Source organism: Acidaminococcus sp. (assembly GCA_022482815.1).
GTDB lineage: Bacteria > Bacillota > Negativicutes > Acidaminococcales > Acidaminococcaceae > Acidaminococcus.
The window spans coordinates 240438-264571 of record JAKVOM010000001.1 but is presented as its reverse complement, the minus strand read 5'-3'; the positions used below and the strand labels follow the sequence as shown (position 1 = coordinate 264571).

At 47.6% G+C, this 24134-nt stretch carries 18 protein-coding genes and 1 tRNA gene; 13 read left to right on the top strand and 6 right to left on the bottom strand.

What is annotated here, in order from left to right:
- Positions 1-174 precede the first annotated feature (174 nt).
- Together LKE33_01190 and pcp are read left to right on the top strand one after the other, a co-directional pair.
- Positions 175-726, top strand: a complete 552-nt coding sequence (locus LKE33_01190) for a DUF805 domain-containing protein (protein MCH3949541.1) — start codon at positions 175-177, stop codon at positions 724-726.
- Positions 727-728: 2 nt separating this feature from the next.
- Positions 729-1385, top strand: coding sequence for a pyroglutamyl-peptidase I (pcp, locus tag LKE33_01185; protein MCH3949540.1), 657 nt, complete (start codon positions 729-731; stop codon positions 1383-1385).
- Between the two features lie 363 nt (positions 1386-1748).
- Here the strand turns inward: pcp and LKE33_01180 are convergent, their stop codons facing one another.
- The 5 genes from LKE33_01180 to LKE33_01160 all read right to left on the bottom strand — a co-directional run bounded on the left by LKE33_01180 (position 1749) and on the right by LKE33_01160 (position 10474).
- On the bottom strand, positions 1749-2555 hold the full coding sequence (locus tag LKE33_01180; GenBank protein MCH3949539.1) for a putative hydro-lyase: 807 nt from the start codon (positions 2553-2555) through the stop codon (positions 1749-1751).
- A gap of 95 nt (positions 2556-2650) precedes the next feature.
- Complete coding sequence (locus tag LKE33_01175) at positions 2651-3910, bottom strand: divalent metal cation transporter (protein MCH3949538.1); 1260 nt, start codon at positions 3908-3910, stop codon at positions 2651-2653.
- A 778-nt stretch (positions 3911-4688) separates the two neighbouring features.
- Positions 4689-6434 carry a [FeFe] hydrogenase, group A gene (locus LKE33_01170; protein ID MCH3949537.1) on the bottom strand — a complete coding sequence of 582 codons (1746 nt, stop codon included), beginning with the start codon at positions 6432-6434 and terminating at the stop codon, positions 4689-4691.
- A complete protein-coding gene (locus tag LKE33_01165; protein ID MCH3949536.1) occupies positions 6428-8266 on the bottom strand; it encodes an NAD(P)-binding protein in 1839 nt (612 codons plus the stop codon). The genes LKE33_01170 and LKE33_01165 overlap by 7 nt, the downstream gene beginning before the upstream one ends.
- A gap of 552 nt (positions 8267-8818) precedes the next feature.
- A complete protein-coding gene (locus LKE33_01160; protein ID MCH3949535.1) occupies positions 8819-10474 on the bottom strand; it encodes a dihydroxy-acid dehydratase in 1656 nt (551 codons plus the stop codon).
- A 152-nt stretch (positions 10475-10626) separates the two neighbouring features.
- Between LKE33_01160 and LKE33_01155 the strand changes: the two genes are divergently transcribed.
- The 3 genes from LKE33_01155 to LKE33_01145 all read left to right on the top strand — a co-directional run bounded on the left by LKE33_01155 (position 10627) and on the right by LKE33_01145 (position 13617).
- On the top strand, positions 10627-11598 hold the full coding sequence (locus tag LKE33_01155) for a LysR family transcriptional regulator (protein ID MCH3949534.1): 972 nt from the start codon (positions 10627-10629) through the stop codon (positions 11596-11598).
- A 323-nt stretch (positions 11599-11921) separates the two neighbouring features.
- Positions 11922-12359, top strand: coding sequence for an RrF2 family transcriptional regulator (locus tag LKE33_01150; GenBank protein MCH3949533.1), 438 nt, complete (start codon positions 11922-11924; stop codon positions 12357-12359).
- A 604-nt stretch (positions 12360-12963) separates the two neighbouring features.
- A complete protein-coding gene (locus tag LKE33_01145) occupies positions 12964-13617 on the top strand; it encodes an aquaporin (GenBank protein MCH3949532.1) in 654 nt (217 codons plus the stop codon).
- On the opposite strand, the gene LKE33_01140 is transcribed toward LKE33_01145, so the two are convergent.
- A complete protein-coding gene (locus LKE33_01140) occupies positions 13590-13871 on the bottom strand; it encodes a hypothetical protein (GenBank protein MCH3949531.1) in 282 nt (93 codons plus the stop codon). The two genes, LKE33_01145 and LKE33_01140, sit on opposite strands and share 28 nt — an antisense overlap.
- A gap of 50 nt (positions 13872-13921) precedes the next feature.
- Between LKE33_01140 and LKE33_01135 the strand changes: the two genes are divergently transcribed.
- The 8 genes from LKE33_01135 (at position 13922) to LKE33_01100 (ending at position 24022) form a co-directional block, all read left to right on the top strand.
- Positions 13922-13997: transfer RNA gene (locus LKE33_01135), tRNA-Ala, on the top strand.
- 280 nt (positions 13998-14277) lie between these two features.
- Complete coding sequence (locus LKE33_01130; GenBank protein MCH3949530.1) at positions 14278-14805, top strand: restriction endonuclease subunit S; 528 nt, start codon at positions 14278-14280, stop codon at positions 14803-14805.
- Between the two features lie 19 nt (positions 14806-14824).
- Positions 14825-16432 (top strand): type I restriction-modification system subunit M, encoded by a 1608-nt coding sequence (locus tag LKE33_01125; protein MCH3949529.1) that lies wholly within the window; start codon positions 14825-14827, stop codon positions 16430-16432.
- 10 nt (positions 16433-16442) lie between these two features.
- Complete coding sequence (locus LKE33_01120) at positions 16443-17732, top strand: restriction endonuclease subunit S (GenBank protein ID MCH3949528.1); 1290 nt, start codon at positions 16443-16445, stop codon at positions 17730-17732.
- Positions 17733-17750: 18 nt separating this feature from the next.
- Positions 17751-20819 (top strand): type I restriction endonuclease subunit R, encoded by a 3069-nt coding sequence (locus LKE33_01115; GenBank protein ID MCH3949527.1) that lies wholly within the window; start codon positions 17751-17753, stop codon positions 20817-20819.
- Between the two features lie 34 nt (positions 20820-20853).
- Positions 20854-21873 carry a protein tyrosine phosphatase gene (locus LKE33_01110; GenBank protein ID MCH3949526.1) on the top strand — a complete coding sequence of 340 codons (1020 nt, stop codon included), beginning with the start codon at positions 20854-20856 and terminating at the stop codon, positions 21871-21873.
- Positions 21874-22498: 625 nt separating this feature from the next.
- Entirely contained in the window at positions 22499-22900 is a 402-nt protein-coding gene (gene tnpA, locus LKE33_01105) for an IS200/IS605 family transposase (protein ID MCH3949525.1), read from the top strand.
- A 6-nt stretch (positions 22901-22906) separates the two neighbouring features.
- Positions 22907-24022: a transposase gene (locus tag LKE33_01100; GenBank protein MCH3949524.1), complete on the top strand. Its 1116-nt coding sequence runs from the start codon at positions 22907-22909 to the stop codon at positions 24020-24022.
- Positions 24023-24134: the final 112 nt, after the last annotated feature.

The following is a 24134-nucleotide window of genomic DNA, read 5'->3' as shown; positions in this document are numbered from 1 at the left end:
TCTGCCTTAAGAATCAGCCAAAGGCAGCTATCTGCACGGGTGTGCTAACCACTTGACACTATCCACTACCCACTGCCTCTTATCAACTTTTTTCCCCTTTTTCACAGAATGCGGTATAATAAAGGACAATCTATAAAAGTTAAGTCGAAAGACATCTGTCATAAAGGAGTTATTATGAGTTTATTTTGTAAAAACTGCGGACATGAATTGCGTCCGGGAAGTAAGTTCTGTCCGAACTGTGGTCTTCCGGTGGATGAGACTTCTGCCGAAAGCTGGGAAACATATCCGACGTATGAGGCGGGGCACGAGGAAACGCTCAAAGATAAATTTTTCTCCTACCGCGGTCGTCTGAACCGGAAACCGTATTTTTTACGGGGCATTTTACTGAGTGCCGTCAGCTCGGTACTGGGTCTTCTTGAAATGCTGCTCTTTCCCGAGGCCTTCGGACCTGACGCGGCACTGCGTGCGGCTGTTGAATCAGGGGGACTGACAGCCGGCAGCGGGAACTTGATTTTTATCGCGCTTGATGTGGCGCTTTCCCTGTCCGGTATTTCCCTGACAATTCGCCGCAGTCACGACCTTAACAAATCCGGCTGGTTCCTGCTGCTGCTCTTTATTCCTATCGTGAATTTGTACGCTATCTTTAAACTTTGGCTTTCTAAGGGGACGGAAGGGGCGAATCGTTTCGGACCGGATCCACTGGCGCCGGCGAAAGGGCGGGTCTGACCATGGGAGAAAAGAACTTAACGGTACTCGTGACAGGGTTTGATCCTTTCGGGGGAGAAGCCGTCAATCCGGCCTTCGAAGCTGCTAAAAAATTGGATGGAGTGACGCTGGCCGGAGCGGAAGTCCATACAGGCGAAATCCCGACTATTCGTTATCAATGCATTGCCAAAGTGCGGGAGTATATGGGCAGGTTTCATCCGGAAATCGTTATCTGCGTAGGGCAGGCCGGCGGCAGCACAGGGATTTCCCTGGAGCGCGTAGCTATTAACTGCGATGATTTCCGCATTCCCGATAACGGGGGTAACCAGCCGGTTGACGAAACAATCGTAAAAGACGGGCCGGCCGCGTATTTTTCAACGCTGCCTATCAGAGCGATGAAGACGGCTCTTCTTGCCGAGGGCATTCCTGCCGTTATTTCAAATTCGGCAGGTACCTTCGTCTGCAATCATGTGTTCTATACGCTGATGGACACGCTTGCCCATGAGCCGGTAAAAAGAATCGGCGGCTTTATCCACGTGCCGTACCTGCCGGAGCAGACTGCAAAGATGACCGTACCCGAAGCAAGCATGTCCGTGGATACGATTGTTAAAGCGCTGCGGATTGTTATTGAAACTGCAGTGGAAGAATGGAAAAGGTCAGGCGGAGTGGCTAGAGAATAGTGTCCAGTGGTTAGCACGCTGGTGCGGTCAGCTTGTTGGGCTCAACATGAGGCAGATAGCAGATGGCAGTTTGCAGTTAGCTGCTGATAGCGGAAGAACGTCAAAAAAGCGCTTTTGGCCTATGGCATTTAGCCTCGCCTGCAGCAGTGTATTGAAGGTTTTGATTTAAATAAAAAATAATATAAAACCTGAAATTTAGCAGTTAATCTAAATTTCAGGTTTTATTTTTATAAGTTCAAAGCAAAATGCCTTGTTCATTTTGTTTCCACGGGCGACCCGCGGTCAGCGACCGGCGACCAGCGAAAAGGGGCTGTGAAACGATGAGTCATCGTTTCACAGCCCCTTTCTATCCCCTCATTTGCTTTATTCTCTTTCTGCCAGCTTTGCTTCAATCTCTGTATTCAGGATATCACTGACAAACATGAATCCTGGTTTATGCGAAATAGCAAGCGGCGGTTTTACGTTTTCCACAACAAACTGCGGCGTTACCCCGCAGGCCCAGAATACCGGGATTTCCCCGTCGTTGAAAGGAACGGGTTCCCCGTAATCAGGCTTCATTACGTCTTTGATTCCGATGGCGGCAGGATTGCCTATTTCAACAGGACCGCCATGGACGCGGGGGAACTGTTCCGTAATGACTTTAGCTTTTTGGGCGTTCTCCGGCGTCATTGGTCTCATGCTGACGACATAATTGCCGTGGAAACGGCCGTAAGGTTTGCAGGCTATGGTCGTACGGAACATGGGAACCGGTGTGCCAAGAGTCATGTGCCGGATTTCAATCCCGTTTTTCAGCAGCGCTTCTTCGAAGGAATAGCTGCAGCCGATTAAAAATCCGACCATGTCATCTGTCCAGTATGAATTGGCGTCGGGAACCGTTTTTTCCAGTTTCCCGTTTCGGTATATGTTGTACCAGGGAATACTGCTGAGCACGTTTTCGCCGGGTGCCAGGAACGTGGAAACCGGTTTTTTCTTAAAAACTTCCAGCACCGGACAAGGCTGCGGATTCAGCTTTGCAAACTCATAAAATTCTTCCGCATAATCTCCGGGAAGACAGATCAGGTTGGCCTGAACGTAGCCGGCTGCCATTCCTGATGTACTTGAAGTGATAGTTCCCTTGCGGATTAGTTCGCGAACTTCTTTCGGAGTAGAGTGTGCATATTTGTTTTCCATTGTTACTACCTCCCTGAAAACATAAGTTGAACAAAGAAAAACTCTAGGCTGTCCGCTGTGGGACAGACGATAGAGTTTTTCTGTTTGTACTGTTTTTACGCAGCCATGTGGGCAAGTTTCGGTGCGTATACAATAAATGTACGGTAAGCCATGAAGAGCGTGATGACGAATACCGCAGCACCGGCGCCGTTCAGGATACCGGTATTCTTGTAGCTGCCGAGCAGGTTCATATCGTTAGCTACATATACAACGAGGCAGACGCTCAAAGGCAGTGCCACACCGTTGACGGCCTGAGCGATGGTGATGATGTTCGTCGGGGTGCCGCCCATGATGGCAACGATGCAGCCCAAAATAAACACAACCGTCGTAATCATACGGAATTTCTTATCTTTCAGATCCGTAGACCAGCCTAAAATACCCGTGATGACATAGGTTGCAGCGAGCGGAGCCGTCGTTGCGGAGCTGATGCCTGCTGCGAAAATCCCGATGGAGAAAATGGCTTTAGCGCCAGCACCGGCAAGAGGTTCCAGGCCCATAGCCAGGTCAGCTACGCCCTTTACGGTTTCACCGCGCACTGCCAGGCTGTGACCAACAATCATGATGCTGATAGAAATGATTGCCGTAAGAATCGCATTGGTCACAGAATCATACTTGGCATCAATCAAGGCATCTTCCTTGTCAACAATCTTTTCGCTGGCCGTTGTGGATGCGTGCAGATACAGGCAGTAAGGAACGAGCGTCGTACCGATGAGGCCGATAGCGTTCAGCATAGCTCCGTTAGGAATGCTCGGAACGAACATGCCGTGGAGCAGGGAAGTAAAATCGGCGCCTACGATGAAAGCAGTCAGCAAAAATACCATAGCCATAACGAAGACAAGTGCTGTTAAGGCGTTAGATATGTATTTAATATTGCCGCTGAGCACGATGGCCAGGGCAGCGCCGGAAATCACGATGCAGAAGAGCGTGCGGTACGGCCCAAACAGAATGCTGAGTCCTACGGAAGCACCGACCACGTTACCTGCCTGGTAAGCACAGTTGCCGCAGAAAATAGCGGCAATCAGGAGAATGAACAGGGGAATGCGGAAAGGACTCTTTGCAAAGACTTTGCGAATGGAGTCTGCCAGTCCCATTTCTCCGATGATACCGATTTTGGAAGTCATCAGCTGCATGATGAACATGGCGATTACACTGAAAATCAGTGCCCATGCCAGGCCGTAGCCAAAACCATAGCCGGATAATCCGCACGTCGTTACCGTGCCGGGGCCGACAACGGCTGCTGTTACGATAGCACCTGGTCCCATGTTCTTAATTCTTTGCCACATCGTCTTTTTTTCTGTAGTCTTCGATGTAGTCATATTTACCCCTCCTTTGCGTTCATCATCTGAACGATGATAATAATATATCAAAAATAGTTCGAATATAAACCAGTTCACAAATAGTTCACAGAATACTGTATACAGTACAGAATTACGTATATATATTAACAAAAAGCTAGCAAAAATCGACTGTAAACTATTTATAAAGATTCGTATTATTGATTTATCACGGTACATTGCTATAAAAATAATATATAAAAAAACTGTAAAGACTCGGTATTTGCCGAACAATTGTGATAAAACTTGGCGAAAATGATCCTTTTGTGACAGAAATAGACAAGGGACTGTGAAATAATGCATACATATTATTTCGCAGTCCCTTTTACGCAGGTCGCCAGTCGCTGGCCGCGTGCCGCCCGTGGAAGAAAAATTGCCTTTCATTAAACCAGACCGTCAGGTTGGGTATTCCTTTGGGACCTCCTTCCACGCAGTCGGAAGGAGGAGGCCACGAAGTGGCGGAAGATAGTACCCATCCATGGCTATATGCCGGATGCCAAAAGCTAAAAGCGCCTTTTTAAAATAAAACCTGAAATTTAGGTTATCTGCTAAATTTCAGGTTTTTATTATTTTATTTGAATCAAAAGCCTTACCATACTGTTGCAGACGAGGCTAAAAGCCAAAAGCCCAAAGGCGCCTTTTTATTTTTTCACAGCCCTTAAGGCTGGTCTCAGGTAACAGATGGTTTTTTATGGCAAACCGCTCGGCGGTTTGCGTCCTATAGAGCGACCGGCGGCCAGCGGCCTGCGCCTCGCGTTTTTCAATAACAATCAGTGAGGTTCCAAGCAAAGTGATCCGTGTGCAGTAATTTTTCTGCTTTTTCGCTGAGTGGTTTGCCCAGGTATTCCCGGTACAGCCGCTGTATTTCCGGATTCTCGTGGGAAAAACGCAGCTTGGCTCCCTTGTCGAGCGCACGCAGACGGGCACCGCGGATACCGAACAGTTCCTCGTCATCGATAGAAATCGGCTGTCCCCCGCCGCCGGAGCAGCCGCCGGGGCAGGCCATGACTTCTACGAAATCATAATGGGCCCTGCCGGCCTTGAGATCTGTCATCAGCTGACGCGTATTGGCCAGTCCGCTGACAACGGCACAGCGGATCTTTGTTCCGCCGATTGTGTATTCGGCGTCGCGCAGGCCGTATCCGCCGGTACGGATGGCGGAAAAGAAATCGGGATCGGGATTCGTACCCGTCATTTCGTAATAAGCCGTACGGAGGGCTGCTTCCATGACGCCGCCCGTGGTGCCAAAAATTGTGGCCGCGCCGGTATGGGCGCCCATCGGACTATCAAGGGGCATGTCTTCCAAAAATTCCGGCTCAATTTCATCGGCGCGCATCATGCGGATAAATTCACGGGTTGTCAGGACGCAGTCTACGTCCGGCCCGTTTTCTGTTTTCATCGTCGGAAGATTGCATTCCGCCTTTTTCGCAAGGCAGGGCATGATGGAAACAAGGAACAGTTTCTTCGGGTCGACACCTAACTTTTCGGCAAGCCAGGTTTTTGCAATGGCGCCGAACATCTGCTGCGGTGACTTGGACGTCGAAAGCCAGCCTGTCAGCTCCGGAAATTGTCCTTTGATGAAGCGAATCCAGCCGGGGCAGCAGCTGGTAAACATAGGATGATTCTTGAGTTCACCGGAAGTGAAACGCTTGATGAATTCATTCGCTTCTTCCATGATGGTAAGATCGGCACCGAAGCCCGTGTCGTATACGTGGTCAAATCCCATCTGGTGCAGTGCTGCGGATACGCGTCCCATGGTGGCATCTTCCCGCTTCAGACCAAAGGCTTCGCCCCAGGCAGCCCGTACAGCCGGAGCGACCTGGACCAGGGTAATTTTATCCGGGTCGGCCAGGGCCTTATAGACCCTTTGCGTATCATCCCGTTCACGCAGTCCCGCTGTCGGGCAATGCGTCACGCACTGTCCGCAGAGGGTGCAGTCTGAGTCCTTGATGACCCGGTTGCCTGAAACATCCACAGTCGTCCGGCTGCCGGTTCCGGCCAGGTCCCAGACATGCATAGACTGAATCTTGTCACAGACCTGGATACAGCGCATACATTTAATGCACTTCTGATAATCCCGGAAAAGCGGGAACGTCGTTGAAAAAGCACCGCGCAGGCCCTGGGGCAGCTGCACTTCGTAAGGGGACTTGATGATGCCCAGGTTGTTGGCAATACGCTGCAGCTGGCAGTTACCGCTGCGTACGCAGTCCGCACAGTGGCAGTCATGCTGCGAAAGAATCAGCTCCACGTTGACCCGGCGCGTCTCCCGCGCCCGCGGGGAATTGGTATAGACGACCATGCCTTCGCTGACCGGGCTGTTGCAGGAAGTAACCATGGCGTGAACGCCTTCGACTTCGACGCAGCATACGCGGCAGGCGGCGATTTCGTTGATTCCCTTTAAATAACAGAGGTGGGGGATATGGATATGGGCAGACGCGGCTGCCTGGAGAATGGTCGTTCCTTCCGGAACGGTTACTTTTTTGTGATTGATGGTCAAAGTTACCATTCTGTCTGCCTCCCTCCCTTGAAACTGCCAAAGCCGAAATGATCACATCTGAGGCAGCGGCTGGCTTCCTGATGCGCTTCTTCCGGCGTCATCCCGTCAATGGCCAGCGTGAAATCGCCGACACAGTTTTGCGGGGTGTGATGGTTCAAATTGACTCTGCCGCAGGGCGGTGTATGGGTAAAGTGGGCTGGCGGAACCTGAACCGGCGTTGAAATCTTATGGTCGAATCCGAGAAAAGCATCGATGTTGGCGGCTGCCACTTTACCGGCCGCAACGGCACGAATGACCGTAGCAGGACCGGAAACAGCATCACCGCCGGCAAAAATATTGTAAAGGCCGGGGACGCTGCTTGTCGTATCAGCCTGAATGGCACCTCGCGGGGTTGTTTCCACACCGATAGCTTTGAAGGGCTGGGTGACGATGGCTTGCCCGATGGCGACAATGACGTAGTCGCAGGGAATCCGTTTCGGCGGCAAATCCGCGTCTTTGGGCTTCGGGCGGCCGTCGTGGCTGTAATTGCCAATGATTTGAGGGCGCGTCCACAAAGCGGATACGCAGCCGTTTTCATCCTTTTCTATATGGTCAGGTGCCTGCAGCGGCAGTACTTCGCAGCCTTCCGCCACAGCGGCCATAATTTCTTCTTCCAGGGCAGTCATATCTTCGATACGGCGGCGGTAGACAACCGTGACGGATTTGGCACCCAGGCGCAGTGCTGTGCGGGCGGCATCCATGGACACGTTGCCGCCTCCGATTACACATATGTCCTTACCGCTGAAGTCCGGAATCTGGTTTTCTCCGATGCCGCGCAGCAATGCGACGGCACTGACAACATTTTGGGCATCTTCACCCGGAAGATGCAGCTTTTTATCTTCGTGGGCACCGATAGCGATGTAAACCGCGTCATATTGTTTCTGAATATCCTTGATATTGACATCCCTGCCGACAGAAATACCGGTCTTATAGTGGATGCCGGCCGAAAGGACATAGGCCAGATCGCGGTCCAGCACTTCTTCCGGCAGCCGGTAGTTCGGGATGCCGTAGCGCAGCATTCCGCCAAGCTGAGGACGCTGCTCGTAGACCGTCACATCATGTCCCATCTGGGTCAGGTAGAAAGCTGCTGTGAGACCGCCGGGCCCGCCGCCGATGACGGCTACTTTTTTCCCCGTTGGCAGCGCATTGGGCGGAGCGGCCATCATTTTGGCATGGTCAACGGCAAAGCGTTTCAAGCCGCAGATATTGATGGCATCATCAACCATCCTCCGGCGGCAGTGTTTTTCGCAGGGATGCTCGCAGACGTAGCCGCAGACGGAAGGAAACGGATTGTCTTTGCGGATCAGGCGGACGGCATCGTCGTACCGTTTTTCGCGGATGAGCGCAATGTAGCCCGGGATATCGACGTGGGCAGGGCACACTGTCACGCAGGGAACCGGATGGGTAAGTCCGGTAATGCAGCGGCCGTTCAAAATATGGGATTCATAATCATCACGAAAACCGCGGACGCTGTTCAGCACCATGTTGGCAGCTTCGTAGCCGATGGCGCAGTCAGCCGAATCGGCAATGACGCGCGCCGTCCGTTCGATTTCGTCAATTGTTTCCAGCGTGGCTCTCCGGTCCAGTACACGTTCAATCAAGACAGCGAGCTGTCCCAGACCAATTCGGCAGGGTACGCATTTGCCGCATGTCTGGGCATGGCACAGCCGTAAAAAGTTGAGGGACATATCAATAGGACACAGTCCCGGGGAACTGGCACTGATGCGGCGTTCCATGTTGCGGTACAGCTCCTGGAGTACGGACTGTATGCCCGTTGTATTTTCTATGAGCAGTCGAGTCATAAACGCACCTCTCTTCGTTCTTACGTTACAAATCGCAAAACAAATATAATTCTGATTACTCGACAAAAAATCACATATATTTTCATTATACTATAAAAGGGAAGAAGGAAAACAGGGAAAGGTACTGATCAAGAGCTGAAGTCAGTACAGTCGTATTAGCTCCTGTTTCACGCTTTCCGCAGCCCAGTCCGTTGTCCGCCCATGGAAGAAAAATGACCAAGGTATTTTTCTTTGAACTTATAAAAAATAAAACCTGAAATTTAGGTTATCTGCTAAATTTCAGGTTTTACATCATATTGATTTGAATCAAAACCTTCAACACACTGCTGCAGGCGAGGCTAAATACCAAAAGCCAAAAGCGCCTTTATTTTTTACCAGCTGCCCCTGCATTCTATTTCAAGAATCCGCCAAAGCAGCTGCCAGCACTACAGCGCTAACCACTGTCTCCACTAGTCACTATCCACTTTACTGGCTATATGCCAAAAGCGCTTTTTATCTTTTCATAGCACCTTCCTACAGAGCGGCCGGCGGCCAGCGGCAAGCGTCTGGTGCTTACTCCTCCGGATACAGCCAGACGGCTCCCTTATCGGAACCTTCCACGACTTTGCGGTATTGACGCATTACGCCGTAAGCCGGATGGTCAGGCTTTACGATATCTTTCATGCGTTTTGCCATTTCTTCATCCGAGATTTCGACTTCGAGGAGATGTTTGTTGAGGTCGATATGAATCATGTCCCCGTTTTTGATGCAGGCAATAGGACCGTTGTCCCAGGCTTCCGGCGCAACGTGACCGACGCAGGGCCCGCGGGAAGCACCGGAGAAACGTCCGTCTGTGACCATGGCAACGGACTTCTGGAGTCCCATGCCGACCAGCATAGCGGCAGGAATGGACATTTCACGCATGCCGGGGCCGCCTTTTGGCCCTTCGTAGCGGATAATAAGGACGGAACCTGGCTTGATATCCGAGTGCATCAGGCAGTCCATGACTTCTTCTTCCGAATTGAAAACGACGGCCGGACCACGGTGCACGAACATTTCCGGGTCGACACCGCTCTTTTTCACGACGGCACCGTTAGGGGCCAGATTGCCGTAAAGGACACTGAAGCAGCCGCCCTCAGCGATTGGATGGTCCAGAGCGTGGATGATTTCCCGGTCGATGGGTTCCTGGAAGCGGTCAAGCGCTTCACCCAGCGTGCCGCCCATGACGACAGGTACATCGCGGTGCAGGAACTTTTCAATCGTCTTGAGGCTTGCCAGTGCTCCGCCGGCCTTTCCATAGTCAATGATATTGTACTTGGAAGCCGGTTTGAACTTGGCAATAAGGGGTACTCTTTCCTGAATTTCGTCAAAAGTCTTCAGATCCATCGGGATGCCGGCCGTTCTGGCAATGGCCTGGATATGCATGGCAAAGTTGCTGGAACCGCCCGTAGCAGATACGTGCATAATGCCATTTTCCAGCGATTCCTTCGTCAGGAAGCGCCGGGCAGTGACGCCTTCCTTGGTGAGCTCTACAATGCGTTCACCGACGTCGCGGGCCTGCTTGACTTTAGCGGAGATGCAGAAAGGCATCGTCGCGGAACCGAACGGAGCAAGACCAACGGCTTCCGCAAATACGGCCATAGTGTTAGCCGTGCCGTACATGGAGCAGGTGCCGCAGGATGCGCACATATTGCGGCGATAACGATCGAATGTCTCGTCACTGATTTTACCGGCTTTCCATTTTCCGATAGATTCCTTGAGGTCCGGCGTGACGTAAGTGACTCCATTTTCTTCGTAGGGCAGCATCGAGCCCGGGGTCAGGAAGATGCTGGGAAGATCAAGGGAACCGGCTGCCATCAGCATGGCCGGGACGATTTTATCACAGGCGCAGAGGAAGACAAGCCCGTCGAAGTTGTGGGCGCGGACCATGGTTTCAATAGATCCGGCAATAAGGTCGCGGGAAGGCAGCACATACTGCATGCCGCGCAGCTGAGCCATGCCGTCGCAGGGAGCGGGCACGGTAAATTCGGCAGGCGCACCGCCTGCAGCCCAGACGCCTTCCTTGACGTATTGGGCGAGCTCGCGCAGTGGTTTGTGTCCCGGATTGACATCATTCCAGGAATTTACGATGCCGATAATGGGCTTCTTCAAATCCTTACTGCGGTAGCCGACGGAATTCATCAGCCCCACATAATAGGCTTCCGCGTTCTGATCGATATGTTTCATCATGTTCCTCCTTAACGCAGTTTTGCTTTTTCTCTTAAGTCTAGTCTAACAGGAATATATCACAACGTAAAACAGTTATTTATCAAGAAAGCCACAGGCTGTAGCTTGTGATATAATGGGGAAAACTAATGATTTTGTTCAGGGAGCTGATTTTTATGCAAACTTCCTATCAGATGTTTCTGCTTGCCGTGGAAGAAATGAATTTTACGAAAGCTGCCAAAAGGGCGCATGTGACGCAGCAAAGTCTCAGTGAGCATATCCGGAATCTCGAAAAAAAACTGGGCGTGCCGCTTTTTGTGCGCCGTCCGCACCTTTCCCTTACGGAAGCAGGGGAGGCTTTTTACCGCACGCTGCGGGAAATGGAACAACTCGAGACAGGCTGCAGGGCGCATCTGCGGGAAATAGCCGGAGGGCGGGAAGGGCATTTGCAGTTTGGTACGAATGCCGCCCGCAGCCGGATTTTACTGCCGGATTTGTTTGCGTCCTATCATCAGAAGTTTCCGAACGTGACGGTGAACGTCAAGCTGGGCGATATGATGAATCTTGCCCGGATGATGCGCAATCGGGAACTTGATGTGTTTCTGGGCATCGATGGTGAGAATGATGCCCTCTTTACGCGGCTTCCTGTCGGGCGTGAAGAAATTTATCTCGTAGCGTCCAATCGTTACTTACAGGAAAACTGGCAGGGAAAATCCTCCTGGCACCCTTATGTACCCGGAGATAAGGTTTCTTTGCAGGATTTTTGTCAGCTTTCACTCATCGGAAATGAGAGCGTCAGTACGGTGTCGCGGCTTGTGGACCGGAGCCTGAAAAGGGAAGGGATTGATTGTCATCAGATTTTCTCCATCAGCGATTACGAGACCCAGTTCGGTCTGTGCAGCCGCGGACTGGGAGTGACATTCTGTGCCAAAATGATGATTGAGACACTGCTCGCCTATAACCGGCTCCACCCGGAGCGGGATCTTCTGATTCCGCTCCGCACAAGGGAAGTAGGGGAATGTGTCCGGACCGACCTCTACTGCCTCAAAGGCCTTTACGTACCGCTCTATCTGACCGCTTTCATGGAGCAGGCCAGGGACATGATTCTTGAAAAATATCAGGTCATAGACCAGTATTTAGGAAAATGAAGCTGGTCGCTTTTAACTTAGAAAAAAGCATCTTGAATGCAGGCGGGGCCAAAACCATATGCTATATGCTAAAAGCGCTTTTTATATCCTTTCCGCTATCTGCTGCCAACTGCTAACTGCTAACTGCTGCCTGCCATCTGCTTTAAGTGTACTCAACATACTGCTCGCACGATTGTACTAGCCACTTCCCACTAATCACTAACCCCTATGCCCACAAATCCCTGCACTCTACTATGGATTTTTTAGTAAATATATAGTAAAATACGAATGTATTAGGGAAATGTATTTCTACTTATTTCTTGTTGTGTTGGAGGAAGAATGAGATGAAGATTTCTACCAAGGGCCGGTACGCTCTGCGCCTGATGCTTGACCTTGCTCTTAATGGGCAGGATACATTCGTACCAATCCGCAGTATTTCAGAGCGCCAGGAGATCTCTGAGAAATATTTGGAACAGATTATTACCCAGCTGTCCCGGGCCAAACTGGTAAAGAGTGCCCGCGGCGCTCAGGGTGGTTATCAGCTCGTGAAAGCGCCGAAGGAATATACGGCCGGGGAAATCCTTCGTGCCGTAGAAGGTTCACTGGCACCGGTTGCCTGCCTGGAACCGGGACACGCCGTTTGTGCGCGGGCACGGGACTGCATCACTCTGGACCTCTACAAAGAAATCCAGGATGCCGTTGATCACATCGTTGACCATACGACACTGCAGGATCTGGTAGATAAACAGAAGCTCCATGACGCCGAAAGAAAGGCAAATTAAAAATAGCGCTGGCCGCGGGTCGCTTGTCGCTGGCCGCGCTGCAGGGTGTAAAAACGGGTTAAAAGAAAAAAGAGGAGTGAAGCGATGACGAGTCGCTTCACTCCTCTTTTTGTGAAAAACCACTGGTCGCAGTACGCTTGTGGAAGCAAAAATTATTGCACCAGCCCTCTTGTTTTCCTTCGGAAAATAAGAGGGAGGGACCGCTTGCGGTGGGTATTCAGCCAGAGAACAGGAATTGGTCCGATAAAGCGCCTGTAAAATCTAAATCGAATCTCTAATTGGGGCATTAGCCCCATCGCGACCCTCTTTGACGACGTTGCGCGGCCTTGAAGAGGGGACTTCCGGAAAGCGCTGGGTGATGGGCCACTCTGCCTAAGACGAATCTAATTACCTGTCGCATTTTTTCTCAAGAATCCGCCAAAGTAACTGCCCGCACAATTGTACTAACCACCACTCACTAGCCACTTTTTCTTCTAAACATGGATTTCACAAAATCGTTACCAATAATAAGAAAAAATATAGGTAAATTGAAGTAAAATAAAGTAGAATAATTATATACGACTTGGGAGCTTTTCATCAGGCCGGAGTAAGGGAGGTAATGTATATGAAGAAGTATATTGCAGAATTCATCGGTACTTTTGTGTTGGTCTTTATGGGCTGCGGCACAGCGGCCACAGTGGGGTGTGATCCCAAGGCGGGATCCGGCTACATCCTGACGGCACTCGCTTTTGGCCTGGTCATTGTCGCGATGGCCTATTCCATCGGGAATGTCTCCGGCTGCCACGTGAATCCGGCCGTATCTCTTTCCTGTCTGCTTTCCGGGCGCATGACCGCTAAAGATTTCATTGGGTATGTCGTTGCCCAGTTCCTGGGTGCCATTGTGGGTGCCGGTGTCTTGTCCTTATTTGTTTCTCCTGCCGGCGGTCTCGGAACGAATGCACTGTATCACGGAGACGTCGGCCTGTCCTTCCTGATTGAAGTCATACTGACCTTTATCTTCACCATGGCCGTGCTCGGTGCCACGGATAAAGTGGAAAACAGCAGTGTGGCAGGGCTTGTCATCGGGCTTTCCCTGACGCTGGTTCATATTCTCGGCATTGCCTACACGGGTACGTCTGTCAATCCGGCCCGCAGCTTCGGACCGGCTCTCATCGTCGGCGGCAAAGCTATGGCAGAAGTCTGGGTATTCATTGCCGCCCCGCTCGTCGGCGGAGCCTTGAGCGCCTTGGTTTATAAGTTTATCAGCAGCAAGGAATAATTCAGTGTAACAGCATACAAAAACGACTGCTCGCCGCGTAAACTTGCGCAGTGGCAGTCGTTTTTTGATATTCTAATTATCGCCGCCCATAGCCTGCTGTCCGCCGCCCGCCCGTGGAAGCAAAATTGCTGCGCCAATTTTGCACCTAATATACAAAGGAGTTTATTGCATTCGAGCTGCATATAAATGCCAGATACTAAAAGCGATTTTTTTAAATGGTCTTCCAAATGGGCTTCAAAATGGGCTTCCTTCACCTTGTTTTCTCTTGCGTCACTTTTCAGGATGGGCTATAATACTAACTATTGGGGCATTAGCTCAGCTGGGAGAGCGCAAGGTTCGCAATCTTGAGGTCAGGGGTTCGATCCCCCTATGCTCCACCAGTAAAAAAGTCAGCATCCATGCGGGTCTTTATCTGCATGGGTGTTTTTCATTTTATGACGGAATGAAAAAGTCAATCTAAAAGTCAATCTAATTTTAAAAAACAGGGTTCAGAAACCACAAAATTATGGTTCTGAACCCTGTTTTTTGATAAGAGCTTAGGCCTGCACCAAAATTAAAAATGTACATTTTATAATTTACACTTGACAGAGTACACAAAGGATACTATGATTAAAGCATAAATAAAGTACATTGGAAAATGTACAAGAAAGGAGACGCAGCATGATAAAGCTTGGAAGCATCGCAGACATTGTGTCCGGACGTAATGTGGCGCGATTACCTGAAAGTGAAAAAAGCAAGAAATACACAAATGCTGATTTTGAATCAGATTTCTACCGAATGAAGCTAGCGAGTCCGACAAGCAGTATCATATATCAGCAGTCATCAACTGCACCACATATGGTAGCGACCATATTGTCTGATGAAAATAAAAACAAGTTCATCAGTCAGGTCTTTTCTATTATTAAGGTAGATACAACCAAAGTAAATCCTTGGTACTTATGTTATCTCCTTAACCAGTCGAGACAGCTAAAAAGGCAGTACAGTATCTTGCTGCAGGGATCTGTAATTGCCCGGCTTTCTGCTCAGCAATTAAAGCAGGTAGAAATAGAGCTGCCATATAGGGATAAGCAGGAAAAAATAGGAACCCTGTATGCTACAGCTCTGTATCAACACTATTTGGAAGTTTTGCACGCTGATTCCAAATTAAAAGGAATCATGGCCATTTTAAGAAATATGCAGGAACAATAAATAGAGGAGGAACTGGATAATGAGTAATGAAGAAAAAGGATTGAAACAAGTATTGCTGGATTCTGCTAATGTTATGCGTCAGACGATGGGTGCTGCCGATTATATGAATTATGCCCTTGGCCTGATTTTCTATAAACATTTGTCTGATAAAGTGTTGGAGAACGCTGCAAGTGCACTCGTGGATGCAGGAGAACTTGAAAAAAGTGATGTCGCATCGGAAGCCCAGCGGCAAGCTGCCTATAAAAAATATTATGCAGACAGCGATTACCATGACGATTTGCTGTTTTCCATGAATATGGATTATGAAATCAAGCCGGAATTTACCTTTACCGCTCTGGTCAATGAAATTCAGCAGAAGAAATTTCAGCTCGAACGCCTGAACCAGGCATTTCGGGATGCAGAACAATCCAATCCGGAGCTTTTGGGACATCTTTTCGATGATGTAGATTTGTACTCTACTAAACTTGGATCTACTCCGCAAAAGCGCAATGAAATGATATCTGACGTGATGCTGGCACTGGCACCTCTCAATCTGGACAGCCACAACACGGATACACTTGGTGATGCCTACGAATATTTGATTGGTAATTTTGCTTCTGATATGGGTCAGAAGGCAGGAGAATTCTATACGCCGCAGTCAGTATCTAAACTATTGACGCGCATCACGACCCAGAACTACATAGATAAAAAAGGATTTACGGCTTATGATCCGGCAATGGGATCCGGTTCTCTGCTGCTGAACGTAAAAAATTATATCGAAGATAAAGACTCCATCGACTACTATGGGCAGGAAATCAAGACTTCTACGTACAACCTGGCTCGCATGAACATGATTATCCATAACATTCCGGCTACCAATCAGCACCTGCGGAATGGTGATACTTTGGATAAGGATTGGCCTGTTGATGAAATTACGGACTTTGATGCCGTAATGATGAATCCTCCTTACTCTCAAAAATGGAGTGCCGATAAAGGCTTTTTGCAGGATCCACGTTTTTCGGATTATGGCGTACTGGCTCCTAAATCTAAGGCGGATTATGCCTTTCTGCTGCACGGTTTTTACCATTTAAAAGCCACGGGTACAATGGGCATTGTACTGCCCCATGGCGTGCTGTTCCGTGGGGCTGCAGAAGGTAAGATTCGCGAAAAACTTTTGGAAAAGGGCGCTATTTATGCCGTTATCGGGCTTCCTGCGGGTATCTTCTATTCAACGGGGATTCCTACGATTATCATGATCCTCAAAAAAGACCGCCCAGGCCGTGATGTTCTCTTTATTGACGGCAGCAAAGAATTTGAAAAGGGCAAACCGCAGAATATCATGACTGATGCCAATATTGAACGGATTTTTATGGCTTATCAGGAACGGAAAGACGTAGATAGGTTCTGCCATGTGGCTACGTATGAAGAAATTCAAAAGAATGAATTTAATCTTAACATTCCCCGTTATGTAGATACCTTTGAGCCGGAACCGGAAATTGATTTGAATGAAGTTAATGCAGGACTAAAAAAGACAGACGCTGAACTTGCAGAAAATGAAAAATCGCTTTTCGAAATGATGCAGAATTTGACCACTAAAGATGAAAAAAAGGCCAAGGCTCTTCAGAAATTCCTTAAATTGATGGAATGAGGTGTTCGTAATGAATAAGTTGAAAGCGATTCCAGCAATTCGTTTTAAGGGATTCACTGATGATTGGGAACGGCGTAAGGTAACCGATTTATTAAAAACAACAAAAGGATCTATGAAAATAGGTCCCTTTGGTAGTGCTCTAAAAAAGGAATATTACGTAAATACAGGTGTAAAGGTTTATGCTCAGGAAAATATATTTGAAGAAGATTTTACAATTGGAGATTACTATATTACACCGGCAAAATATGAAGAGTTAAAAAGTTGTGAATTGAGACCAGGAGACCTTGTAATAAGCATGATGGGCACAATTGGAGCTTGTGCGATTTTTCCTTCTAATGCTGAAAAAGGTATTATGAATTCACATTTATTAAGGCTACAGTTTAAAGATGGAATTATTCCTGAATTTATCAAACTTTTACTGCAGGATTCAGAGCTGATTAAGAATCAAATCAATAGATTATCTGTTGGAAGCATAATGAACGGGTTAAGTTCATCAGTGGTACAAAAGTTGGTGTTTCCTATGACTTCTATTGATGAACAAAAGAGAATTGTACATTTTTTTGGCTTACTTAATCACATTATCATTCTTCATCAGCGTAAGTTGGAATTACAAAAAAGGATTAAAGAATACTTCCTTCAAAATATGTTTCCGGCAAAAGGAGAGAATGTTCCCAAACTTCGATTTAAAGGATTTACTGACGCATGGAAACACTGTAAGTTAGATAACCTATGTGAACTTATTACAAAACAAACGGGGTTTGACTATTCTAAAACGATAAAACCTATGTTGGTTAGAAAAAAAGAAACAGATACGTATCCTTTTATTCAAAATAAAGATTTTACGGGAAATAAGATTAATCTTAATACTGATTTTTATATTCCTATCAAAATAGCAGAAAAATTTCCTAAAATTACATTGGACAAACCAAGTATTCTTATATCTATTTCTGGACGGATAGGAAATGTAGGATTCTATAAACTTAAAGAAAAGTCCTTTATAGGAGGAGCTGTAGGGATATGTAAATTAAAAAATGAAAATGATGGTGAATTCATTCTTCAAGAATTGGAATCAGAATATGGACAGTATTATTTTAAGTCGTTAATAAAAGCATCATCACATGCTAATATTACTGTCGAGGACATTCGAAATATCGAGTTAATAATGCCAACAAGTAGGGAAGAAAATGCTAAAATTTCTACATTTCTTTTAAAAATTGACAGGCTCATCACTATTCATCAGCGTAAGATTGAACAACTACAATCTATAAAAAAATTCATGCTCCAGAATATGTTTTGTTAAGCGGGAGGCGCACTCTGAATGGCAACATATGAATCTGAGCTAAGTATTGAAAATCATCTGATTGAGCAACTCACAGAAAAAGAGTCCCAATGGACATTTAGAGAGGATATCCATACCGTTCAGGATCTTTGGGATAATTTCCGCCATATTCTTATCCGCAATAACAAAGAATTGTTTGATGAGCACCCCTTGACGGATAATGAATTTCTCCAGATACAGAACCAACTGCGATTTACCACGTTTTATGATGCAGCAAAATGGCTGTTGGGAGAAAATGGTATTGCACGAGTAGATATACAGCGAGAAGATGCTAGTTTGGGAACCATACACCCTGTGGTTTTCAAAAGAGTTGATATTGCCGGCGGATCTTCGGTATATGAAGTGGTACATCAGATTGAATTTGAACGAAAAGATAAGATGAACCGCAATCGCCGCGGCGATGTGACGCTGCTCATCAACGGCCTTCCCATGATCCATATGGAACTCAAAAACCGCAGTCACCCCTACAAGGAAGCTTTTAATCAAATCAAAAAATATCTGAAGGAAGGTGTTTTCACTGATATCTTTTCCACACTTCAGATGTTTGTGGTTTCTAATGGGGCGGATACACGGTACATTGCAGCCGCGCCTGAAAGAGGGCTTAACGAAAAATTCCTTTCTGTCTGGCTGGATGATAACAATCAGCCGATTAATGATTATTTGTCATTTGCGAAAGAAGTACTTTCGATTCCGGCTGCCCACAAGATGGTTTCTCAATATACAGTACTTGATAGTGAACGCAAAGCGATTATCATGCTTCGCCCCTATCAGATTCATGCCATTGAAGCCATAAAGGATGCAGTCAATCCATATTCCGATGGCGGAAGACATTCCGGCTACATATGGCATACAACCGGATCAGGAAAGACACTCACAGCTTATAAAGCGGCTCATTATCTCACCCAAATTCCTAGTGTTGACAAAGTAATCTTTGTGGTTGACCGCCGGGATCTGGACAACCAAACAACAGGGGCATTTCAGGCATATGCACAGTACGACACAATCGATGTGAATGAAACGGATAATACCAGTGACCTGGTAAAAAAGCTGCAGTCAAAGGATGGGGATGTGATTGTCACGACCATCCAAAAGTTACAGATTGTCATGAAGCGGCATCCGGAAGGTTCAAAGAAATACGGAAAACTCCATAATCTCCGGTTGGTGTTTATCGTAGATGAATGTCATCGTGCTGTGTCGCCGGTTGCTCAGGATTTGCTTAATAAATATTTTGCGAACCCATTGTGGTTTGGATTCACGGGAACGCCGATTTTCAGTGAAGATGCAAAAGATAGTCCTGGGGATCTCCCCAAAACTACGGAAGAACAGTATGGTGATTGTCTGAATCGGTATACCATCAAAGAAGCCCTGCACGATGGTTCAGTCCTTGGTTTTCAGGTGGAATACCGCAATACCTTTGATAGGGAAGAACTGGCAGAAAAGAATAATATAACTTCATGGGAACAGGACGAAGATGGGTATGATTTGGAATCAGAGCTGATGAAGGATAAGATCATCGATGCTGCCTATGAAGATGAAAATCACATGCTGCAAGTGGTTGATTTTATCATCAATAAGTCCAGTGGGAAACTGGGCTTAGATCGGGGAAAAGGGAATACTTTTACGGCTATTCTTACTACGAGTTCCATTAAACAGGCACAACGCTATTATCAGCTGTTTAAGCGGGTCAAAGAGGGAAAAGAATCTTCTGTGACCATTCGTGATGAGATTAAAAGAAAGTTATCCGATTTTCCGAAGGTCGCCATTACATACTCTGTCAGCGAAAATAATGACGACAGTTCTTTTAATCAGGACCAGATGAAAGCGTCAATGCAGGACTACAATGAGATGTTCGGTACCCAATATACGATGGAACAGCTTGATGCCTACAACGCCAATGTCAATGACCGCTTGGCTCGAAAAAAGGAAAAATATCAAGTGCGGGAAAATCAACTGGATATCGTCATTGTGGTAGATCGACTACTCACCGGATTTGATGCACCTTGTTTATCAACGCTCTTTATTGACCGCAAGCCGATGCGTTCTTACAGTATCCTTCAGGCGTTCTCTCGTACGAACCGTTTGTATGATAATCAGAAAAGATTTGGACAAATCGTTATTTTCCAAGTGCCTGCGCACTTTAAACGAGCCGTGGATCACGCAATGACTCTTTATTCTGCCGGAGGCGGCAGCTTTGTCCAGGCTCCTTCTTGGGAAGAAGCGGAAAGAAAGTTCCGTGAGGCAATTCAGGCACTGCGGAAAGTCGCACCAACGCCGGATGTAATCGACTCTCTGACAAAGAAACAAAAGATTAAGTTCCTGAAGGTATATAGGGAATTCGATAATGCCTATTCGGATTTGCAGGTTTATTCGGAGTTTGGAAGTAAAGACTTGGTCAGTGATTATCATGTGAATGAAGATTTGATTGAGGCTTATGGTGGGAAATTTGTCAACGTAAAGGAAGAATTAAAGGGTGATGATGAAGACCCTGATGATCCTGATATCAACACTGCCATCAATTACGAACTTCTCTGCTACCATAAAGATCAGATTGATGAAGCATATATCTTGAAACTCATGGAAGCAACACGTGCAGATGAGTCTGCTATCGTCATTGAAGAAAATGCACGAACTCAAAAAATCATTGAAGAAATCAATGAAGAAATTGCCCGGTTCCGTAAGACCAATCCGGCTCGTGCAGAAATCTTGGAGGAAATCTGGAAAGAATACCAGGATAATCCGGCTCTATTCGTGAACAAAAACTTTGCCGATATCATGAATGACAGGGTACAGGCAAAAGTAAAAGGCATAGTCGATGCATTTGCAAAAGAATGGTGTGTAGATCCGGATACGTTGGCTTTCTTCATTGAGACGTATGATGTGAGCAAAGATCCGCAGGATAAACAAGTCAACCAAGATGCACTGAAAAAAGCAAGCAATGTAAAAGAATATCGTAAGACACATCCGGATATCGGTCTGAAATATTGGCGCTTGCTGCTTGAAGCAGTACGGAAACTCTACGTGGATAAATTGCAGCAGCTCATTGAGTAAGGCTGGCGTTAAAGAGGGAAAGGAGAACATCATCATGTTCAAGCACCATCTTAAAATCGTAAGTACCCTGGCGGCTGCGGCTTTATTTGTGGGGTGGCTGGGTGCGTGCCAGCCTGCCGCGGCGGCAGAAGAACAGACTGCACCGCCGCGAAGCGCAAGGCACTTGAAGCGGAGCAGGGCGTTCTGGCGCTTTGATATGCCGGGTGACGGCGTGCTGCCGCGCAATTTCCGCACGGCGGCTGATTCCTTTAAGCCGGCCGAAAAGCGCTACAGCACCGAAGTGGACCCCAATTTTATCCCATCTCGGAAGGGTCTCGATACGCTTCCTATTTCGGGATCGGCACAGTTTTCGGAAACCCAGCTTCCGGCACTTGTAAAGGAGCTGCAGAAACATACGAGCGGACCGATCTATGACGTGGACCTGAGGCAGGAATCTCACGGTTTTGTGAACGGCAAACCGGTCAGCTTTTACGGTAAAAATAATTGGGCAAGTCGCAGGGATTCCCACTTGCAGGCTCTCCTGAAGGAAAAGAAGCGTCTTGGCAATATGGAGGGAAAACACGTGAAACTGTACCGCCTGGGCGCCGGGAAAAAACCCATGAACCTGGCCAGGATAGAGGCTAAAGAGGTGCTGGATGAAGAGGAGCTTGTTACCCGCGCCGGCATGCATTATGTACGGCTTACCTGCACGGATCACATGTGGCCGCAGGCCAGTGAAATTGACCGGTTTATCCGGTTCTATCGCTCATTGCCGCAGGATGCCTGGCTGCATTTTCACTGCGCGGCCGGTCAGGGACGCACAACGACCTTTATGGTCTTCTACGATATGATGAAAAATCCCGATGTCCCCTACAAGGATATCCTCGTCAGGCAGTATCGCCTCGGCGGCGTGTATGCGGCGTTTGGCGGCACCGGTGTAAAAGGGTGGAAAGTACCGCTCTTTAAGGAAAAGAAGCGCATGATGGCCCTCTTTTACAAGTACGTCCAGGAAAACTATAAAGACAATTACGCAACACCGTGGTCGCAGTGGCTTAATGAAGCCGCCGCCCGCTGACCGCTGTCCGCATTCCGCCTAAGGAAACAAAATTGCCACAGCAATTTTGCCTTGAGTGAATAAAACAGCCGTAACCACAACGCTAATGTGGCTGCGGCTATTTTTTGATTCTGCTTATCAGGCTGTATCGCTTTGCTGAAGGTGAAGCTAGATGCCCAAAGGGCCGCTCTCCGCTAAGGAAAAATTCTGCATTAGCGTACTAACCACTGCCCACTAACCACTTCGCATAGATTCCCACTATCTGCTGCTGTCTGCAATCTGCCTTGCACCGTACCTGCCAACCTGCCTGCACTACGATACTCACAGCTCATAACTCATAACTTATAACTTTACGTCTCGCTACTTTTTTCTACAGCCATATACGTTATACTCATAATTGTCTAATACTATTTGATGAGGGGGAACATATGAATATTGTGACGGAACTGGCACTGATCAGCGGCGTCTGTCTGGCCGGCGTAGCCATTGCGGAGATGCTGCCTTTTACAGGTTTACAAATCCCCAGCGAGTGAAAGCCCTTGGTTTTAACCATGGGATGAAACTCGTCCACTAAAAACAAAATGATATTTTGCATGCTCGTAGATGGTTAATTGATAATTATCTATCAATATGTTATGCTAACATCATGGAAAATAAATATTTCAGGACAAAAACAACAGTATCTTTCATCAACTATCATTTTGTATTCTGTCCCAAATACCGCCGCAAGATATTCTTGATTCCTCATGTCGAGGAGAGATTCAAGGAGCTGACACGGCAGATATGCGAGGAACTTAAAATTGAAATCCTTGCCATGGAATGCCATATCGACCATGTGTATTTGTTTTTAAGGTGCTGGCCGAAGCAATCCCCTGCCGAAATTATGAGGAAGGTGAAAGGAGCTTCCTCCCATCGACTTCGAAATGAATTTCCTCAACTGAGTGGTATGTCGTCATTATGGACCAGGAGCTATTTTGTTTCGACGGCCGGCAATGTTAGCAGCGAAACGATTAAACGCTATGTGGATACTCAAAAAACCAGGGGGTGAAAAGCAATGGTCAGGACATTCGGGTTCAAGCTGTTCCGTGCTAAGCGGAACAAAAAGCTGCATCGACAGATTAATGCTGCCGGAATGGCCTATAATCATTGCATTGCCCTGCATAAGAGATATTGGAAACTGTACCATAAGTCATTGAACCTCTATGCGCTCCAGAAGCATCTCACGAAGCTTAAGAAAATACCGCGTTTTGCTTATCTGAAAGAGATTGGCTCGCAAGCCTTGCAAGATGTTACTCAACGCATTGACAGGGGCTATAAGCTTTTCTGGGAAAACCTGAAGCGGGAGCGGAAGACGGCACCACCAGGATTCCGCAAGGTACGAAAGTATAAATCCTATACGCTCAAACAGGCTGGCTGGAAACTGGATCAGGAGCATGGTATTGTCTATATCGCAAAACAGAAATACCGCTATGCGAAAAGCCGCAACATCGAAGGCAAAATTAAGACTTTGACTGTCAAACGAGACAGTCTTGGTGATATCTATCTCTATTTCACCTGCGAATTGCCGGATATCGAAGTAGGAGCACGAACAGGTAAAAGCGTCGGCTTCGATTTCGGTTTCAATGGCAAAATGCTCATAGCTGAAAATCCGGAGGAAGATATCCGGGAACCAGGATTTTTCCGCAAAGCCAGGAACGAAATTGCCCGTGCCAATCGCAAGCTGTCGAGGAAACGTATGCAGTCAAACAATCGGTGCAGGGCTCGCCAGGAATTGGCTCGTCTGCATCGTAGGATTGCGAATCAGCGTAATGCTTTTCACTGGCAGTTGGCAAGAGAATTATGCTCCCGCTACGCAGTCATCTGTCTTGAGGACTTGAATATGAAGTTCATGCAGAAAGGCCACGGGAAAAAGGTTATGGACTACGGGCTTTCTGAGTTCGAGAATATCCTCGCTTATGTAGGCAGGCAGGTTGGTACAAGAATCGTTAAAGTAGATCCATACTTCCCGTCTAGCCAACTCTGCTCGGAATGCAGCTATAAGAATCCTGAGATGAAAGATCTCCGTATTCGCGAATGGGTTTGCCCTGCCTGTGGTTCGCATCATGACAGGGACAGGAATGCTGCCCGTAATATCCATCAGGAAGGCCTGCGAATACTTGAATCGGCCTGAAGTAAACAATACTGGGCGGGGCATCGTCCAGCTGCAGGAGTCCTCGTAAGACTATCGCAAGGTAGCAGAGGGCGTTAGTCACTCAGGAATCCCACGAATTTATTCGTGGGAG

Excerpts from the sequence above, each read along its gene's own strand:
- LKE33_01190 (MCH3949541.1), top strand. The coding sequence starts at position 175 with ATGAGTTTATTTTGTAAAAACTGCGGACATGAATTGCGTCCGGGAAGT.
- pcp (MCH3949540.1), top strand. The coding sequence starts at position 729 with ATGGGAGAAAAGAACTTAACGGTACTCGTGACAGGGTTTGATCCTTTC.
- LKE33_01180 (MCH3949539.1), bottom strand. The coding sequence starts at position 2,555 with ATGGAAAACAAATATGCACACTCTACTCCGAAAGAAGTTCGCGAACTA.
- LKE33_01175 (MCH3949538.1), bottom strand. The coding sequence starts at position 3,910 with ATGACTACATCGAAGACTACAGAAAAAAAGACGATGTGGCAAAGAATT.
- LKE33_01170 (MCH3949537.1), bottom strand. The coding sequence starts at position 6,434 with ATGGTAACTTTGACCATCAATCACAAAAAAGTAACCGTTCCGGAAGGA.
- LKE33_01165 (MCH3949536.1), bottom strand. The coding sequence starts at position 8,266 with ATGACTCGACTGCTCATAGAAAATACAACGGGCATACAGTCCGTACTC.
- LKE33_01160 (MCH3949535.1), bottom strand. The coding sequence starts at position 10,474 with ATGATGAAACATATCGATCAGAACGCGGAAGCCTATTATGTGGGGCTG.
- LKE33_01155 (MCH3949534.1), top strand. The coding sequence starts at position 10,627 with ATGCAAACTTCCTATCAGATGTTTCTGCTTGCCGTGGAAGAAATGAAT.
- LKE33_01150 (MCH3949533.1), top strand. The coding sequence starts at position 11,922 with ATGAAGATTTCTACCAAGGGCCGGTACGCTCTGCGCCTGATGCTTGAC.
- LKE33_01145 (MCH3949532.1), top strand. The coding sequence starts at position 12,964 with ATGAAGAAGTATATTGCAGAATTCATCGGTACTTTTGTGTTGGTCTTT.
- LKE33_01130 (MCH3949530.1), top strand. The coding sequence starts at position 14,278 with ATGATAAAGCTTGGAAGCATCGCAGACATTGTGTCCGGACGTAATGTG.
- LKE33_01125 (MCH3949529.1), top strand. The coding sequence starts at position 14,825 with ATGAGTAATGAAGAAAAAGGATTGAAACAAGTATTGCTGGATTCTGCT.
- LKE33_01120 (MCH3949528.1), top strand. The coding sequence starts at position 16,443 with ATGAATAAGTTGAAAGCGATTCCAGCAATTCGTTTTAAGGGATTCACT.
- LKE33_01115 (MCH3949527.1), top strand. The coding sequence starts at position 17,751 with ATGGCAACATATGAATCTGAGCTAAGTATTGAAAATCATCTGATTGAG.
- LKE33_01110 (MCH3949526.1), top strand. The coding sequence starts at position 20,854 with ATGTTCAAGCACCATCTTAAAATCGTAAGTACCCTGGCGGCTGCGGCT.
- tnpA (MCH3949525.1), top strand. The coding sequence starts at position 22,499 with ATGGAAAATAAATATTTCAGGACAAAAACAACAGTATCTTTCATCAAC.
- LKE33_01100 (MCH3949524.1), top strand. The coding sequence starts at position 22,907 with ATGGTCAGGACATTCGGGTTCAAGCTGTTCCGTGCTAAGCGGAACAAA.